This window comes from Bacillus sp. NPDC077411 (genome assembly GCF_044543425.1).
Taxonomy (GTDB): Bacteria; Bacillota; Bacilli; order Bacillales; family Bacillaceae_G; genus Bacillus_A; species Bacillus_A bruguierae.
The window spans coordinates 156,257-174,129 of record NZ_JBITWA010000008.1 but is presented as its reverse complement, the minus strand read 5'-3'; the positions used below and the strand labels follow the sequence as shown (position 1 = coordinate 174,129).

Below are 17,873 nucleotides of genomic sequence, written 5' to 3'. Positions count from 1 at the left end.
AAGATGTTGTAACAAAATTATTGATAGTTTTCAATAGCTGAGATAAGAGAACCTGTTCCTTCTTCTGCATAACGGATGAAATCCAAGCTTTTTTCACTCCAACCACCGATTAAGTTTGTTTTCCCACCTACGAATTGTTGGTTACCGTAACTATTTAAATTGAAGGAGTGAACCCAAACATCAGGATTAACTTCACGGCGATATGTTTCAAGAAGAATTTGTAAAGAATTGCCTTCATATTCATCTCCGTACACTTGCTCATCAGAGAAGACAAGGATGCGGTCAACTTTGATTTTGTTATCTAATAAATATTGGATAGAAAGATATAAGTTTGTTCCATATCCGTGTTTATTAACTTCTGATAAAAATGTGTTCATGTTCTCTAAAATGCCAGAACGAGTAGAAACATTTATCACTTTGAAATCCGTTGCGAATACAGATGTAATCGAATTATCACAGAAAGAGTGTGCCATTGCCATCATAAGTGTAGCAATATCTGCACATGTAACGGTTCCATCTTTTGAGACAGAATTATATGTCATAGAGCCTGAGATATCTGCTGTCATAAATGTTGTTCCTGATACCCTTGGCATGTTTGTAACAGATGCTTCAATTGCGTCATTCAATACATCTAACAATTCACTTCCTGCTTGTGGTAATTTTTCTTGCACGACGCGATAGGCTGAGAAAAAACGAAATGGTAATTGTTTTGATTTTTTTACTCTCTCAGGATCGCGAAGAATGTTATATACTGTATCAATATTTGCTGCATCTGAATCTACGATATTGCGAAGATTACGAAGTAAGGCCATATACCCCACTTTCCCGCTATCAATTAATTCTTCCCATACTTCTTTTTTGTTTCCTTTTTGGGAAAGTTGTGTTTCCCACGTATATGGTACTTGTAGTGTGTTTTCTAACAAACGCTTATAAAGTTCGTAACGTTCTGTTCCTTCTTTTGCAGATGGACTGACTAAACGAAATACATCTTTCAATGTAACGTCTTTTCCTGTCCTATTGTACTTTGCTAATTGATATTCATCAAACGTAGCAAAGGCATCTGCCAACCCTTTTTTCAAAGAGTTTGGAATTGGATTTTTCCGGCCATATACACCTAATTGATATGCCATCATTTCTGTTACATCATCCGGTCGCTGTGCAATGCGAGAAACCGTTTGACGAGCATATTTACGACCTTCAGGGTGGTTAGCAAGTTCCACTGCTAAGACATGTGTAACAGAACGCATGTAGAACACTTCACGTGCATACACTGCTAAATTTGCAACAAATTTAGGGTCTCTGTCCATGATTTGTTTTGCAGTAGTAACTAATTCTCCACTGTTATCGCCATAAAATTTTGGCTCATTAAAGAAAGATGTTAATACCATCGTAACTAATTTATCTTTATCATACATTTTATAAGCGTTTCCGCCCTCTTTTGTATACGTTTGACGGCTTCCTTGAGAAGAATGATTAAACTTTGACATTATGATCTACCCCCAGAGATTTTTTGACACTACTGGTTGAAATACAAATAAAAAAGGCAACGTATATACGTTGCTCTTTTCACTCATTCCTAACACTTCGGAACTATCGGAAACAGGAACAGTTAAACTGCTTTGACAATTTATTCAGAGAAACGGGAATCGAGCCCCGCAAACCCAGCTCCTATATGACGCTTAGCTTAGTGTTATGAATCAAAGAAAAGTACTAATTCGGTGCGGAACTTACCGCATCGATAGCGTTTCATATTAGCAAACGAAGTATGAGCTATCTACACTGCTCCTGTTATATGTAATGTTTAAAGATTTGGGAGATAAGCGAAAAGGCTCGTTACGTTGCTCTACCACTGAGCTACCTCCCAAAATCGAGAGGATGGGATTCGAACCCATGACACACGGCTTTTAATGCGAAGAAATCCTTCTCTACACTGCCCAAATCTATAAAGTATGAATTATAGATTCGAAGAAAAGGGAGATAGGCGGAAAGACTCAATATGTTGCTCTACCAAACTGAGCTACTCCCCCTATGTTTATAAAACGACGGGGGAGGCAAGGATTCGAACCTGCGACCTACCGCTTAACAGGCGAAGAAATTCTTTCCTACACTGCCCTTTTCTTTTTATTACTTATTGATTTCATTATACTCGTTAATCAAAATTTTGGCAATTATTAGCACTTCTGAAAAATCTTATCTTTTTCGTCTATTAATCTTAAAGCTTCTGTATTTCATAATTTAATTACATTAGATTGTATGAAAATAATGTGTTAGACTAACTAGCGGATATACAAATTTTACATAATACACCAATAAGATATACCTACATAAATACAAATTAAAAAATTGATATAAAAACCCGCTTTCTTTTTAGGCGGGCGAGAGCATTTGGCCATGCATAGAAACGGTCAGGTCCTTTTTCTGACACATGCAAGGTTTAAAACAAAAGAAGAAAGCATGTGCAGGTCATGGGGTATTCTGCATAGCAGCGACTTATATGTCAAAGAATTAAAATGGATTTATATAATAAAACAAAAATATATCCATTCTTGCATAAAGATCTTAGAAGAGAAAAAGTTTTTACCCTTGATGAATATGGTATACATTATTTTTCTTTCAAAAAGATATTGAGTATTCACAAGATAAGAAGCTAGGAGATGTTAGATGTGAAATATTTTGTAATAGAAGATGATGAATTATCAGAATGCGGTGAAGAGACAATATATGTTTTTGAACATAGTAAAGGAAAAAGAAGTTACGACACGATTGAAACCTTGGAAGATTTCGCAGCAAAGTGCATATTCATTGAACGAAGAAATATGCATTGGTTTTGGTATAAAGGAAAACACATTGAAGATATGCCTATGTGGGAATTTGAAAAAAAAATTAGAGCGGAACAAGAAGAATTGAAAGCAATATCCCAAGAAGAATTCATAGAATTAAGAAACAGATATGCTCCTCTTATTAAACCTATCGAGTTCCCTATTGAAGGAATCAGAATGGCTTATGCTTATGAACCAGAATGGAATGATGAATTTTTTGTCATGGAAACGGAAGAAAGTTATTTTGCCGTTTATTGGTTTACAACAGCTTAAAATAGCTTATACGATAAATCAACAGATTCTTATCCTAAAGGACTTCCGATAAATACTGATTAGGTTTTTCGAGAGTTTCTTCAAAGTCAGGATGTCGAGGCTTGGGTATTCCAAACTCTTGTCCTCCACCACTAACATCATACACCTTTAAAAGTATCATCATTCACTGGGAGTACTTAGCGTTTGGTGCTTACCTTCAATTTCTTGAATCAAAAAAGAGCTAATGTTTCTTATTTGAAACATTAGCTCTTTTCATTGTCATAATTTATATTCATCTAAAGAAGTGTCTTTCTTTATTAGCTTTTGAAACTGTACTTACTTTTTTATCCTTGAAAGTTCCTCTCTTCTTACTTCATGAGTAGCTAAATCTGCGTATCTTGTTGTAATAGGTAAACGACTATTTTTTTCTACAAAATGCAAAACGACATGGGTAGCAGTATCTAAATCAATCCAATTACCACAAGAAACAAAAATTGGTTTTACATTTTCTCTAGTTCTTAGCGTTCTTCCATAAACTTCTTCATTTACAACGATTTCAGTATACGAACCTAACTCATTTTCAGGTTCGATAAAATCAACATTATTTATTTTTAAATACGTTTTGGCTACTCCAATCGTTGGCTTTTTTAAATAGAAAGACGCATGCGTTGCGATCCCCATATGACGATTATGTAAATAACCATTTCCATCAAACATATATAAGTCTGGAAAATTTTTTAATTTTTTAACTGTATCAAGCACTAATGGTAATTCCCTAAATGCTAGATAACCAGAAATATAAGGAAACTCAATTTTGTCTATATGATGAACTTCTTCAATAATTGCCTTTGTAAGATAATCAAACACAACAATGCAGCAGACTCCATAGTCAATTCCCTCATTAGACCAATAAGCAATATCTATTCCCGCTACTAATTTTATATCCGTTAGTTTAAATGTATTTTTTAAAGAAATGTTACTTGATAATTGTTTTTGCAGCTTCTCTAGCTCATCTATATCGTGTTTTTTCATCATTTTTCACCCAAACTTTTCACATAATCTAAATCTTTATTTAGTTAGCTTTTTTTCTTCAATAATTTGACCATTTTTATCGCAAATCCTATACTGTATTTCTACCTTTGAGAAGCCTTTTCTCAAAAACTATCCAGCATATGGATTATAATCCATTTCTACCTTTTTTAGCCCTTCCAATACTTTTTTTATTCTATTAGACAAATCTGCAATTTCCTCTTTAGTTAACTCCTCTTTCGCATCTAACGAGTTAAACATACTTAAACACTTTGTTATCCTTTCAGCAGTACCAACGAAAACTTTGTCATGAGTAATTAAAATCTCTCCTATTGCAGTATCTACCACAACATCCTCTATCTTACCTAAATTCCAGTATTCATCGACTAGTCTCGCTATTGCCTCTCTATATCCTCTATTTAAACTTAAAAATTCATTATAGTCCTCTTTGATTGCTTCAAATAATTCGTTGTATTCCCAGTATTCCACTGAATCCCCCTCCAACAGAAAATATTATGGCTTAATCCTATGTTGTAATCTTAAAATAAAAAACACTTGTTGCCCATAAAAGACCCTCAAGTGTTTTTTATTTACTTATATGAGAACACCTTGGTTTTTGTTGATTCCCGTATCGATATTAGTTAGTTGGTGGTGCTTCAATGGCGTATACCCCTTGCTCAGCACCAAATCTGTGATATGTTTGAACTAGTTTCATATGTAACCTTTCCAAAAGCTTACGAGAAGGTGTGTTAGCCATTTGAGTTACTGCAATTATCTTTGGTAATTTTAATTCAGTAAAAGCATAATTTATTACTGCTTCTACTACTTCGGTTGCATAACCGCTCCCCCACCATTGTGGTAGAAATTGATAAGACACTTCAATATCATTTCCAATATGATGAGGGTCAAGAGATACTATACCCATGAACTCATTTGTTTGCTTTTCCCTAACTACCCAGTACCAACAATTCGTACCTGGGTTTAACATATTATTTAAAACATCTTTCATTGTGTCTTCTTTACGGGGGCCTCCAAGATATTTTCTTACTTCCTGATTCATGTATAATTCCTTTATATTTTTATAATCTGACTCGTGAATTTTATCAAGAAGGCAGCGTTTAATTTCAATCAAACAATCACCTCATTTTCTAAATAAATAGAATAATCACAATAATTATATCGTACAATATATGTTATTTCCATTTTGAGAAAAACTCATCGAAAAATTGTTGTCGTGCTATCCCTTCCCAAGACATCTGTAATTCGAACGTGACTTGTAAAAATTCTCGAATTACTCTTTCCATAGCTTCTCTGTTTCGTGATATGGAATCCGCAGCTGCTTCTAATTTACCCGGATCAACACGTACTTGTCCCAATTTATTTCCTCCCTCCATCTTTATGTATAAAACTTCCAACAAAACTATAGCAAATTTATAGAGTTAGTACGGGAACAATCCGTAAATGTATACTTTTACGAATGTCTCAAAAACTATGTCCCTGATACGTACACTTATAAATCATCAAAAATTGGAATAAAATAACTTTATCAACAAATGTTATAGATAAATATGGTAAAATATACATAGAGTAACAGCTCAAAAAGTAAAATGGTGATTCAAGTTAAAAAAGTACTCATGTGGGTGCTTTTTTTCTCTGTCTTACATACACAAAAGGGGATTTCATCATGAATATTATCGACTTAGAACTAGTACGAAAGAGAAAAATAAAGGAAAATAAAATGATTACAATACCCATTATTGAACGGGTTTTTGAAGTAAATGGAGAAATTCAGTTTGAAGTAGCTGGTGAAAAAGAAATTCCTATTGCTTGGCTAGAAAAGGAATAGATACTTCTGTCCTTTATCTAAACAAGAACCTGTAGTATTCCCACAAGTTCTTGTTTATTTTTTATAAAAACGAAAGTAAACTTTTGCATATTAGTTTACTTTCATATCTCCTAAAATATTGGCTCTACACCAAATCCCTTGATACCCTCAAAATATACAACAAAAGTATACATTCAAAATACTGTAAATAAAGAGATAATAGAAACTATGAACAAAAAATCTTATTATTTATCTTTAAACATAAATAAGCATCTAAATAGATGCTTTTTTAATCCCTAACAAACTTAAAAATGGCTAAAACAGAAGCGATGACAGTAAAAATGTCTGCATCTTGCGTAGGATATTGATGAAATATTTCTTGAATTTGTTTATTCCATTCATAAAATTTCATTTCTCAAATTCCTCTCCATTATCATCTATTAGTAAATATATTAAAATTATACAAAAAAATAAAGAAAATATACTCTAGTTAACGTACCCTCGCTTAGCAGAAGTTAAATTTATCTTTTAAGAAAATCAATTGCTCGTTCAGATGTTAAACTAGTCGTATATTATCAAACAGCTATCTAAACAAAAAAACAAGGAAACCCTTGTTAGATGTAGAAGTGTTTAATTGTTTGAATAGTGTTTAGTTCAAATGTTTAGATGTTTAAAAGAATGGTGATCTGAACAGCAAAAACAACAACAGGATTTTCAAAAAGCTGTGATTCAAAGAATGGATGAACGTGATCAAAACCTAATGGCTATGATCCGTGAAAACCAGGAGACTAAAAAATTGATTGCAGCCACCCAACAAAAAAAGTGGTGGCAATTTTGGAAATAGAAAAAGCCTTGCTTATATGCAGGCTTTTTTTATACAGAATTCTATACAGGTTTTTGCACTAATACAGAACGCTTGTAAACTTGAAAAACCCCAATATCTCTACAATGTATAAAATCATGCATAGAATGATAGAAAAAGAAAACGCACAAATCCAATGATAGAAAAGGTTTGTGCGTTTTCCTTGCTTCTCATAATGTTGCGTTATGTTAACTGGATTTGTATAGGATATTCATCTTATGTTGTTCCATTAAAGGACCAATTTAATTCCGTAAGAAGGAAATTTTATTAGACAAAGGGAAGTACAAGTTAGTTGGCAATTGAATAAGTTAAGGAGATCATATTTATAATGAATACTACAAAAACCACAGGGTGCTTTACTATTATTAATAATACTGAAGGCAAAATATTGCTAGTTAAACGAAATGATTATCCTATCTGGGATTTGCCTGGGGGAACATTAGAAGAGAATGAACAGTTAGATAAGTGTGCTATAAGAGAAGCTAAAGAAGAAACGGGCTATATAATTGCTATTGAACGTAAAATAGGAGAATATCACCAACCTGAATACGATGATATGCAACATATATTTTCAGGAAAATTACTAGGAGGAGAACCAATAAATAATGGACCTGAAACTGCAAAAATTGGATGGTTTAATCCTAGTAGATTACCTTTGTTAATGGTTCCAAATAGAAAAAAACAGATCAATAATTTTATGAAACACAAAAATTCACTAATAAAAGAGACATTAAAGACACCATTTATGGTAAGGTTATTGAAAAAAATTATGTGAGATGGTTATTGAATTAACGGGTGCTTTTCTTGAGTAAGGACCAGTTCTTAATTTCTTGTATCTATCAAAAAAGATAATTTTAACTTCCGCTAACGAATTTTACGTTAACTAGCTCCTCTTGAGGAGCTAGTTGTTTTTTACAGTAGCAAAGATGATATTTCACTTTTGGAAACCGTCTTAGCGTATAAAATCCGCATTTGGCCGTCAGTCCCCCAATAGGTCATGGTTGGAAATAAAAGTAAGACTATGACCTATTTTTACACGTATCTCGGCTGTACCCCTATAAGATTTTTGCAAAAAGTAAAGGAAGAAAGGCCTGCTATGATAAGTCTACCTTTCTTTCATCATTAAAATTTTTATTGAATTATTAGTATACAATGTGTAATTTTTTTAAAACAAAAAAGAATTTTACTAAAAAAAGTAATAATTTTCAATATATTTATAACAAATGTCAGGAAATATTCAAAATTATCGATAAATATTTTTCTAATATAAAAAAATGTTTACTTTATATATATTATTTTTTATATTTTATTTTGTAAGATATAGAAAATTTTGGCGAGGTGAATGTATGAAAAAGGAAAAACGAAAAAGGCGATGGTATCGGTATGTAATCCAACTTATCGTGATGGCGTTAATTGTGTCTTCTATTCCGATGGAGGCAATCGCAGAAACGATGAACAATGGAAAACCAGCGCAGGAAAACAAAGTTTCTTCTACAGAACAGGCAAAAAAACCGCCTGAACAGAAGCAAGCATCAGACGGAAAACCTACTGAAGTGGTAGAAGAACGAACCGAACATGAAAAAGTGTTTGACAACAAGAATGGAACATTTACAAAGAAAGTCTATACAGAGCCCATACATACAAAGAAAAATGGGAAGCTAGAAGAGATTCAACCAGAGCTTGTCGCAAAATCCTCACAAACCATTGCGACAAAAACAACAAAGTTAAAACCTACATTTCAAAAAAAGTTAGAACAGAAAGAATATGCAACATTTGAAGCAGATGGTCACAAAGTTATCTATAAATTAATAGATGCAAAGGGTGAGAAAGAACAACTCCAGCCATCACAAGTTGCAGCTACGTATGAAAAAAATGAGATTTGGTATAAAAATATTTTTCCAAAGATCGATTTACGTACGATTACGTTTAATGACAAAGTAAAAGAAGATATTGTTCTGAATGAATATACAGGACATCATATCTTTACCTTCCAATTACAAACCACATTGACACCGAAGTTAGAAGAAGACGGTTCTATTTTGATGGTAGATGATAAGCAAAAGACTGTGTTTACATTGCCAAAACCGTTTATGACAGATTCCAATATACATCCTGAATCGAATGAAGCACCAATTTCAGAAGATGTAAAGTATACGTTAGAGAAACAAGAAAACAATACATACAATGTAACCATTACAGCGGATCCGAAATGGCTGCAAGCTCCTGAGCGAAAATATCCAGTTTATATTGACCCTTCCATTACGATGGAAAGTTTCCAAGAAGCATATGTATCAAGTGCGTATCCAAAGAACAATTATTCTAGATGGGTACTTTGGGACGAAGGACAGAAAGCGCATACATTAAAAGTAGGCTCTTTTGATAATAGTACTGGCTATAATTTTGCCTATACGAAGCCAGAACTTTCTAGTTTAAACGGTGCCATTGTACATGATGCAAAGTTTTATGCTTACGCAGTTTGGCATTATTACGAAAATAATCCAAATGAAGTTTGGTTAGATGAAGTAAAAGGTGACTGGGATTATATTACGATGAACTGGGAAACAAAGCCGTGGTCCCAGGAAATCGCAGTTGCGAATGTTGGACGAAATCAATGGGCAGAATTTAATGTTACAAACACGGTGAAAGCTTGGCTAAGCGGCGAGAGACCGAACTATGGATTTAAACTGCATCCGAACGGACGAGGACAAACGCATTGGAAGAAATTTATTGCGGCTTATAACGGAGGAGACACAGCACCGCATTTAGAAATTACGTATTCTTATCCAAAGCCGAATAAGCCACGTTTATCAGCTTATTCAAACGGCATTGGAAGTGGAACAGGGCATATTAATGTAAGCTGGGATGCGGTACCAGGGGCAACTGGATATCGAGTAGGAATTTTTGACGGAACGGATTACAATTATTATCACGTTGGGAATACGACATCTTGGTCGACAAAGGATAAAAAAATCTGGCCAAATAAAGAGGAAGTAAGCCGTGGACGAAATGAGCTTCATTTCGATGGATTAGGCGGAGAATTTCCAACGAGTCCTTCTCAGTTTTATCAAAATAATGGTTCCAAAGAACAAGGTAATGATAAACATGCTTATAAAGTAAAAGTTGTAGCGGAGCATCCTCATGATGAATTGAGCCCAGAATCAGATGAAGAAAAGGCATTTATGCCACTAGAAGCACCGAAACAACCGAGATCGAATGTTTTTGCCAATTTGACAGGTTCTCAATCGGGATACATTGAGCTGAACTGGGATCAACTTCCTGGTGCTACAGGTTATCGTGTCATTTTTTATAATGGAAAGAATCACGATGTGTTTGATGTTGGAAATGTGACGAAGTGGTCTACGCAAGGAAAGAAAATCTACCCAACGGCAGATGAATTAAAAAATGGCCGTTATCAGTTCCATACAGATGGAAAGGGAGAAGAACTTGCGTTAAATCCTTCGAAGCTCTATGAGAATGCAGGTGGTTTTAGAAGCGATAAATATTGGGTTCATATTCAAGCCTACAGCAATATTGGGCATGCCGAAAGTACGTATTCTCCAGATTACGGCATTAAAATGACAGAACCAACAGAGATTTTTGGTTTGAAAGATTATATTGCCTCTGTTGATGTGATTGGCGGTAAAGTAAACGCGACAAACGGGAACTTTGTCATGGATGAGTCGGACTTTACGTTATCAGGCCGCGGTCCTGATTTACGTATTGACCGTGTATACAACAGTAACAGCACAGAACAAGGTGTATTAGGAAAAGGCTGGACGAGTTCTTTTGATGAAAAAGTACAGGAACAGCCAAATGGAGACTTACACTTTGTTCATGAAGATCGTGCAGTAGATCGTTTCGAAAAAACGGGAGACAATTCTTACAAAGCACCGCCGGGTGTCTTTTTAGAAATTAAGAAAACAGATAACGGGTATACGGTTACTGATAAAGATCAAACAGTATCCGAATACGACAAACAAGGCCGTTTGACAAAGATTAAAGACGAGCATGGCAATACGCTGACGTATCGCTATGAAAATGGCCGCGTTGTCGAAATTACAAACGCTTCGAATCGTAAAGTGTCTTTACAGTATACAGACGGATTATTAACAAAGCTTGTCGGTCCTGAAAATCGTACAGTTACGTATACTTATAAAGACGGTCAATTAGTAGGTGTAACAACACCGAGAGGGAAACAATATCGATACGGCTATGAAAATGGGAAACTACGCTACACATATGATCCGAAACATACGGAACAAAAGCCGTATAAAACTACGTACACGTATGAAAATAATCGTCTAGTTGGCGTAACAGATGCACTTGGAAAGGAAACAAAGCTTTCGTATAATCAAGAATTACGTGAAGTGACTGTTACAGATCCAAAGCAAGTAAAAGATATCCATCAATATAATCTTGCGGGGAATCAAGCAAAAACAATTGTAGATGCAGATGGATTAAGGCTAACGACAACTTATGAATATGAAACAAATAATTTAACAAAAAAGACAGATCCAAAAGACCAAGGGAAACGCGTTTCTGAAAGTTATACGTATGATGGGAAAGGAAACGTAACATCTGCGACGGACGCAATTGGAACAGAGAAATATGAATATAATCAAAATAATGACGTAACGAAAGTGACGGATACAGAGAATAAAGCAGCGTCTGTGACATATAACGGTGCCAATGCCGTTTCGGAAACAGACTATCAAGCGAAAACATCATCTGTGACGCAGTATGATTCTTATGGAAATCCGGTTCGTGGCAGTTTAGAACTAGCTCCAGGTGGCAATTTATTACGAAATCCTGGTTTTGAAGCAGGTGGTGATCGTTGGGAGCTGCGAGGATGGAACGATGGTGGGAAAAATGAAATCGATCGTAACGTTCGTGCACCACAGTTAGGACAAACGTCTTCTCTGCGCATGGATACAAAAGGCATCAATGACAGCTGGGGTGCAACAATCGCCAGCCAGAAAGTAGACGTTGAGCCAAATAAACCATATATTTTAAGCGGATGGATTAAAACAAGTAGTTTAGAAAAAGCGAGTGCTTATTTCTATGTTATTCAGCTAGACGAACATGGAAATCATGTAGGAACCATTTCGAATAACCATAGTAAAGTTACCGGCACAACCGATTGGACAAAACGACAAGTCCCAATTGTTACCTCTGATAAAACGCGTCAATTAATCATTGAAGTCTTTACATCCCATGAAAGCGCGGAAGGAAAAGGAACAGCTTGGTTTGATAATTTCCAATTAGAAGAAGGACCAATCTCATCTTCCTTTAACCCAGTACCAAATCCAAGTTTTGAGTATTATGGGGACAAATTAGAAGGATGGCATACATGGCAAAACGTACCGAGAGATAATATCGGGGAAGGGTTTGGAGGACATTCAGCACTTGTGATGGAACGGAAGAGTGAGGCTGATCCCAATCCGGATCTGCATTATCGCCAAGAAATTGCGCTAAATCAAAGTCAGGCGAAAGATATAACGGTTACCGCAATGTCAAAAGCGGAAAATGTAAAACATAGCAGTGCATCACAGCCAAACAAAGGATATTCTGTTTGGATTTATGCAGAACATGAAGACGGAACATGGAAGAGCTATTACATTACGTTCCCGCTTGGCACGAAAGATTGGAACCGCGGCGCAGTTGTCATCCCGGCTTCTGCAGGGGCGATTAAACGAATTCAGCTTCATACGATGCTTGATAAAGAACTGACAGGAAAAGTATGGTTCGATGATATTCGCATCATGGAAGGGAATCACTTAACGAAAACAGAATATGATGCTGATGGAAGCTTTATCACTGCAACGTATGATGAAGAAAACCGTAAAAATACATTTACGTACGATCCGTATGGAAATAAATCAAGTGAAACAGATGAAAAAGGAAATAAAAAGAACTTTGCCTATAACGAAGATAACCAATTAACGAAAACAACAATGGCAAATGGAACGTCTGTTTCTTACAGTTATGATGATAATGGAAACACAACAGAGAAGTTTGTGACAGCTGGCGGAAAAACGCAAAAGAACATCTTCGAGTATGATGTCGATAACAAACTAACTGTCTTCCAAGATGCGTTATCGCGAAAAATTGTACACGAATATGATGCAAATGCGAACCGAACGAAAACAACACTGCCAACAAACACTGTGTTAGAATGGGAGTACGACGCGGCAAACCGAGCGATTAAAGCAAAACGAAATGGAAAAGACGCATTCTCCTATGCATATGATGAGAACGGAAATGAAACAAAAGTAACGGATCATATAAACGGAATCACCCGTGAAAAAGCATACGACGAAGGCAACCGCATTATCAGCATGACAGACCGCGGCGGCAGCGTAAAATGGTCGTATCAACCGAAATCTCATAAACTAAAGGATACAACGATCAATCATGGTTCATATAGCAACACAACAAACTATGAATATAACGCCTTAAATCAAAATACGAAAGTAACCGACAACGGAAAAACATTCTATTTTGATTACGACGAATTTGGAAACGTCGTTCGTTACCAGGCCGGTAATGACGCGGCGGCCCAATTTACGTATGATCATACAAAGAAACTGACGAACTTACAAATTAGTACAAAAGATTCGCAGCGCATTTTAGAAGAATCCTATACGTATGACGCAACAAGCAACCGCACCGCAATTGAACGCAAAATCGGTGACAAAACAGAAAAAACAACATACGCATATGATTCTATCAATCAACTAACAAAAGAAACATTGCCAAATGGTACAATGAAAGAATACAGCTATGACGGCTTTGGTAACCGCACGAGCGTAAAAGTAACCGAAGCAGGAAAAGCGGCTGTATCAACAGCAGCTGTATTTAACGACGGTAACCAGCTAACGAAATTTGGCAACGAATCTCTAACGTATGACGCCAACGGAAACCGTACATCCGATGGTAAATACAAATACACATGGAACGAAGCAGACCAACTTGTAGCTATTACAAAACAAGGCGAAAGCACACCATTTGCGACATATAAATACGATGATGACGGTCGCCGCATTGAAAAAACAGTAGACGGTACAACGACACGTTATCATTACAACGGCGACAGCATCAACCCATTATATGAAACAGATGGGAATGGAAACGTCCTTCGTCAATATGTATATTCAGTAGACGGCATCCGCCTTGCGATGAAGTCTCAAGGCCAAACACTGTTTTATCACTACAATCCACACGGTGACGTTATTGCGATGACAGATGAAAACGGACAAATCGTTGCAAACTATGAATACGATGCATGGGGCAATGTCTTAAGGAGTGACGCAAAAGGTATCGCAGCAGAGAATCCATTTGGATATGCGGGATACATGTATGATAAAGAAATCAACATGTATTACTTAATCGCTCGTTACTATCAACCAGAACATGGTGTATTCCTATCAGTAGACCCAGATCCGGGTGATGTGGATGATCCGTTGACGCAGAATGGGTATACGTATGCGGATAATAACCCTGTTATGCATGTAGATCCAGATGGTCATTGGGCAATGGCTGCAGGTCTATATTTTGTCCCAGGTGTTGGTCAAGCAGCTTTACTAGCTACTATAACGGTAGGAGGAGCATATGGTGCCTGGTATCTCGGGAAAAAGGTAAAACAAAGGTTTGGAAATAAAAAAGCAAAAAAGGCATCGCCTTTATATGGACCTAAAAATGGAACCAAAGTCATAAAAAACAAAAAAGGCGAGAAAACTATTCGACATTTTGATGGTAAAGGACGAGTAAAAAAAGATGTAGATTATAGCAATCACGGTAATCCTAAATGGCATCCATGGGTTCCGCATCGACATATATGGGAGTGGATAGGAAAAAAAGCTAAGCGTGGAAATGCTCAACCAATGAATAAGAAGAAAAAGAAGAAGAGGAAGTAATCGTTAATAGGGGTACTGACGTCATTTTGCGAATTTTATACATTGAGAAAAATATTGTAAATTAATGCAACCAAAAACGTTTAAATGTTGCTATTTTGGTAATTTGTTTTTTGTTTAGCTTTTGGTTATAAGAAATTGATCGGAAAAGCGGAATATAAAAGCACCACTTAAAATTACCAAAAACGTTCGTTTTCGTTCAAAATAGCTCTTAGTGTAAAGAATTTATGGTTTTACCTACCAACAAAAGGCATAGCGTATAATTTTCGTGTTTTGTCGGCGAGACTCCTAATAATAACTATATAAGGCCTCACCATATTATTCCGGGAATTCTGTACGTTTAGAAACAATTTTGTCACAATTAACCCCTTTTGCTGTACGCTAAGAGATATTTGTTCAGAAAATCTTATGTTTATGAACAGGGGGTAAGATTGAATAATATCAACATTTTATAGCTATAATCGTGTTCATAAAGTGTGTAAAAAAATCAATGTTCAATTAAACTTAGGATTTTATCTTTCTGAACATGTACTAACCATTAAAGAACGCTGTAATGATAATGGTTTGTAGTCCTTAGCGTACAATTTTCCCAGAATGATATAGTGACCCCTATAAGTTTAAATATTTTTCGGGCGCTTCCTTACAGTTCAAAGTTACATAAAATACTTTGTTTTATAAAGGGCATTTGCGTGTTAGTTTAGTTGCCAAAATTAAAAGTGCGAAAATCAAATTCGACTTATATATTGATTTTATAAAATCAATAAAATCCTGGATATTATTAAGGAGGTAAACTTTGAATTTTATTTTAGAAGACGTGGAAGAAATGAAATATCACACAGATTTAAGAATTATTTTTGATGCATTTCAAGGCAGACAATTAGAATTTAATTGGTTGGTAACAGATTTAGAATGTGTAACTAACTCTAAAAAAGGAATAATAGAATCTCATCCTATTGTAAATCAAGATGTAATTTTTATAACAGGAGAAGAATTGAATCAATTTATTAATACTTATGAAGTACAATTTATCTGGGGAGTCTTTTCAGCATTTGATAAATCTATAAATATTAATATCAATCAATTATCCGTTAAACCTTACGCAAGTGGAAATAATAATTTTTGGAATGGTAATCCTGTAATACAACACCCTAGCGCAGTTCTTGAGATTGTTTGCTGGGATTCGTCTTTAACACTTCTTTTAAGTAAGGATAAGGATATAGATAGTAAATTTCAAAGGTATTTTAAAAGTGCTAAAGATTTAAATTTTTAGAAAGATATTCTTTGTTATATGAAATAACAGATTGGAGATATTTTTCTTTTTTACTGGTACGACAGGGATAGAAAAAAGAGATTCTTTCTAAGTAATTAAAAGTTTTATTGTAAAGGACAGAAAGATTGGTCCTGGTGCAAAAATTTCAAAATAGCTGTAAGCAATCTCTAAATCTTGGACATACTGATACTACTACTCTAAAAAAGGGATGTGATCAGTATGGAAAATCAAAATTTATTCAAGTGGAAACATTATCAGCCTGACATTATTTTATTAATGGTGAGATGGTACCTACGGTACAACCTGAGTTTTCGTGATTTGGTGGAAATGATGGAGGAACGTGGATTATCCGTCGCTCACACAACCATTATGCGTTGGGTTCATCAATATGGACCAGAATTAGATGAAAGAATAAGGCGTCATCTTAAGCCAACAAATGACTCGTGGAGAGTCGATGAAACGTATATCAAAGTAAAAGGTCAATGGATTTATCTGTATCGTGCAGTGGATTCTGAAGGAAACACGATTGATTTTTATCTTAGTGAAACAAGAGACACAAAGGCTGCAAAACGCTTCTTCAAGAAAGCTTTGCGGTCTTTTCATGTTTCTAAACCTCGCGTCATTACGGTGGATAAGAATCCGGCTTATCCACTGGCGATACAAGAATTAAAAGAGGAGAAACGTATGCCTAAAGGCATACAGATACGGCAATGTAAATATCTCAACAATATCGTGGAACAGGACCATCGTTTTATAAAGAAGAGGGTCCGTTCCATGTTAGGGTTGAAATCATTTCGTACAGCAACCTTGATTTTGAGAGGTATCGAAGCCATGCATATGATGAAAAAAAGGCAACTTCACCAAAGGGTGAAATCTGCCCAAAATGAGGTTGAAGTCATTCATAAGTTATTTGGATTAGCCGCCTAATCTCAAAGTTAACAGGAGCTTACTGTTCTGTATTCCTATTAAGCTAATTTCGCACCAGAACCCTAAGGAACCAGAAACATTTAATGAACTTCTTATTCCCCTTTCGAGTGCCATTTTTATATTTTACTGAGCTGTAAATTCAAATTTTACTGTTTTATTGGGATAATAACAGGGGTGTTGCTTTAGTCCGTCACATTATTTATATAAAATGGAATTTGATTAATGAGTTATGGGGTTTCTAAGGTACGTTTCTAGGAATTAATACAATTCTTCGGCAAATAAAGATAACTTCTGTTTCTGATGCGTATTCATAAAAAACACGTTCTTATTCTCTTATGTGAATAAGAACGTGTTTTTAACTCTAAAAATAAAGATTAAATGCTTAAGTTGATGGCGGTATGACGAGACCCCTTATTTGATTCTTCCATAGCCGGCAATATGCTTCCTCCAATCAAAATTGTCTAGCTTAGCTGCACTTACTCCTTGTGAACTACTAGAGTGATAGAATTTATTGCCTCCAATAAACATACCAACATGTGTAATGCCTTTTTTATTCCCATTTGTTCCTTTAAAGAACACTAAATCACCAGGATGAAGATCGCTTCTACTGATACGTTTAGTAAAATCATACTGCTGCTGGGCAGTACGTGGTAATTTAATTCCTTGTGTACCATACCCCCATTGCATTAATCCTGAACTATCAAATCCAGTTTTTGGGCTATTTCCACCATGAAAATATCGTTTTATTCCTTCATATTTCTCCATTTCCGCATAAATCTTTTCAAATTGAGAATTAGTTATGGATTGAATTTCTAACGATTCAATATTCATAGTTTCAAAATTAGTTTGGATTGCTGCCTCTTCATTTACAGGAATGATACTTACTTTTTCTGCCGAAGCAAAACTGCTGCCAACTCCAAGTACCATTCCAAATGCTAAAGTTCCTGTTATGATTTTTTTCATAATATTCCCCCTA

The 17,873-nt window shown here is 35.4% G+C and carries 13 protein-coding genes and 1 pseudogene; 7 read left to right on the top strand and 7 right to left on the bottom strand.

The annotated features are described in order from the left end of the window. Window positions 1-17: 17 nt before the first annotated feature. Entirely contained in the window at window positions 18-1,487 is a 1,470-nt protein-coding gene (locus ACIGHG_RS13175; protein ID WP_336474636.1) for a TROVE domain-containing protein, read from the bottom strand. A gap of 1,176 nt (window positions 1,488-2,663) precedes the next feature. On the opposite strand from ACIGHG_RS13175, the gene ACIGHG_RS13170 reads away from it, so the two are divergent. Continuing rightward, window positions 2,664-3,092, top strand: a complete 429-nt coding sequence (locus ACIGHG_RS13170) for a hypothetical protein (RefSeq protein ID WP_396548856.1) — start codon at window positions 2,664-2,666, stop codon at window positions 3,090-3,092. 315 nt (window positions 3,093-3,407) lie between these two features. Here the strand turns inward: ACIGHG_RS13170 and ACIGHG_RS13165 are convergent, their stop codons facing one another. From ACIGHG_RS13165 to ACIGHG_RS13150, 4 genes are all read right to left on the bottom strand, one after another. After that, window positions 3,408-4,106: an endonuclease V gene (locus ACIGHG_RS13165; RefSeq protein ID WP_396548854.1), complete on the bottom strand. Its 699-nt coding sequence runs from the start codon at window positions 4,104-4,106 to the stop codon at window positions 3,408-3,410. Window positions 4,107-4,232: 126 nt separating this feature from the next. After that, the gene (locus ACIGHG_RS13160; RefSeq protein WP_336474638.1) at window positions 4,233-4,589 is read right to left on the bottom strand and encodes an Imm3 family immunity protein; all 357 of its coding nucleotides are present in this window, start codon (window positions 4,587-4,589) and stop codon (window positions 4,233-4,235) included. 148 nt (window positions 4,590-4,737) lie between these two features. Continuing rightward, the gene (locus tag ACIGHG_RS13155) at window positions 4,738-5,232 is read right to left on the bottom strand and encodes a GNAT family N-acetyltransferase (RefSeq protein WP_336474639.1); all 495 of its coding nucleotides are present in this window, start codon (window positions 5,230-5,232) and stop codon (window positions 4,738-4,740) included. Between the two features lie 61 nt (window positions 5,233-5,293). After that, on the bottom strand, window positions 5,294-5,476 hold the full coding sequence (locus tag ACIGHG_RS13150) for a WXG100 family type VII secretion target (protein WP_396548851.1): 183 nt from the start codon (window positions 5,474-5,476) through the stop codon (window positions 5,294-5,296). A 308-nt stretch (window positions 5,477-5,784) separates the two neighbouring features. On the opposite strand from ACIGHG_RS13150, the gene ACIGHG_RS13145 reads away from it, so the two are divergent. Continuing rightward, entirely contained in the window at window positions 5,785-5,946 is a 162-nt protein-coding gene (locus ACIGHG_RS13145) for a hypothetical protein (RefSeq protein WP_336474641.1), read from the top strand. 268 nt (window positions 5,947-6,214) lie between these two features. Here the strand turns inward: ACIGHG_RS13145 and ACIGHG_RS13140 are convergent, their stop codons facing one another. Further along, complete coding sequence (locus ACIGHG_RS13140) at window positions 6,215-6,337, bottom strand: hypothetical protein (RefSeq protein WP_396548849.1); 123 nt, start codon at window positions 6,335-6,337, stop codon at window positions 6,215-6,217. 258 nt (window positions 6,338-6,595) lie between these two features. On the opposite strand from ACIGHG_RS13140, the pseudogene ACIGHG_RS13135 reads away from it, so the two are divergent. The 5 genes and pseudogenes from ACIGHG_RS13135 to ACIGHG_RS13115 form a co-directional block, all read left to right on the top strand. Next, a pseudogene (locus tag ACIGHG_RS13135) lies at window positions 6,596-6,769 on the top strand (DUF3967 domain-containing protein); the annotation flags it as partial. A 346-nt stretch (window positions 6,770-7,115) separates the two neighbouring features. Then, the gene (locus ACIGHG_RS13130; protein ID WP_396548847.1) at window positions 7,116-7,562 is read left to right on the top strand and encodes an NUDIX hydrolase; all 447 of its coding nucleotides are present in this window, start codon (window positions 7,116-7,118) and stop codon (window positions 7,560-7,562) included. A 571-nt stretch (window positions 7,563-8,133) separates the two neighbouring features. After that, window positions 8,134-14,703, top strand: coding sequence for a DNRLRE domain-containing protein (locus tag ACIGHG_RS13125; RefSeq protein ID WP_396548845.1), 6,570 nt, complete (start codon window positions 8,134-8,136; stop codon window positions 14,701-14,703). 790 nt (window positions 14,704-15,493) lie between these two features. Next, a complete protein-coding gene (locus tag ACIGHG_RS13120; protein ID WP_396548843.1) occupies window positions 15,494-15,970 on the top strand; it encodes a hypothetical protein in 477 nt (158 codons plus the stop codon). Between the two features lie 219 nt (window positions 15,971-16,189). After that, a complete protein-coding gene (locus ACIGHG_RS13115) occupies window positions 16,190-16,897 on the top strand; it encodes an IS6 family transposase (RefSeq protein WP_396548841.1) in 708 nt (235 codons plus the stop codon). A gap of 411 nt (window positions 16,898-17,308) precedes the next feature. Here ACIGHG_RS13115 and ACIGHG_RS13110 read toward each other — a convergent pair whose 3' ends face one another. Next, entirely contained in the window at window positions 17,309-17,860 is a 552-nt protein-coding gene (locus ACIGHG_RS13110) for a C40 family peptidase (protein ID WP_396548839.1), read from the bottom strand. Between the last annotated feature and the right edge of the window lie 13 nt (window positions 17,861-17,873).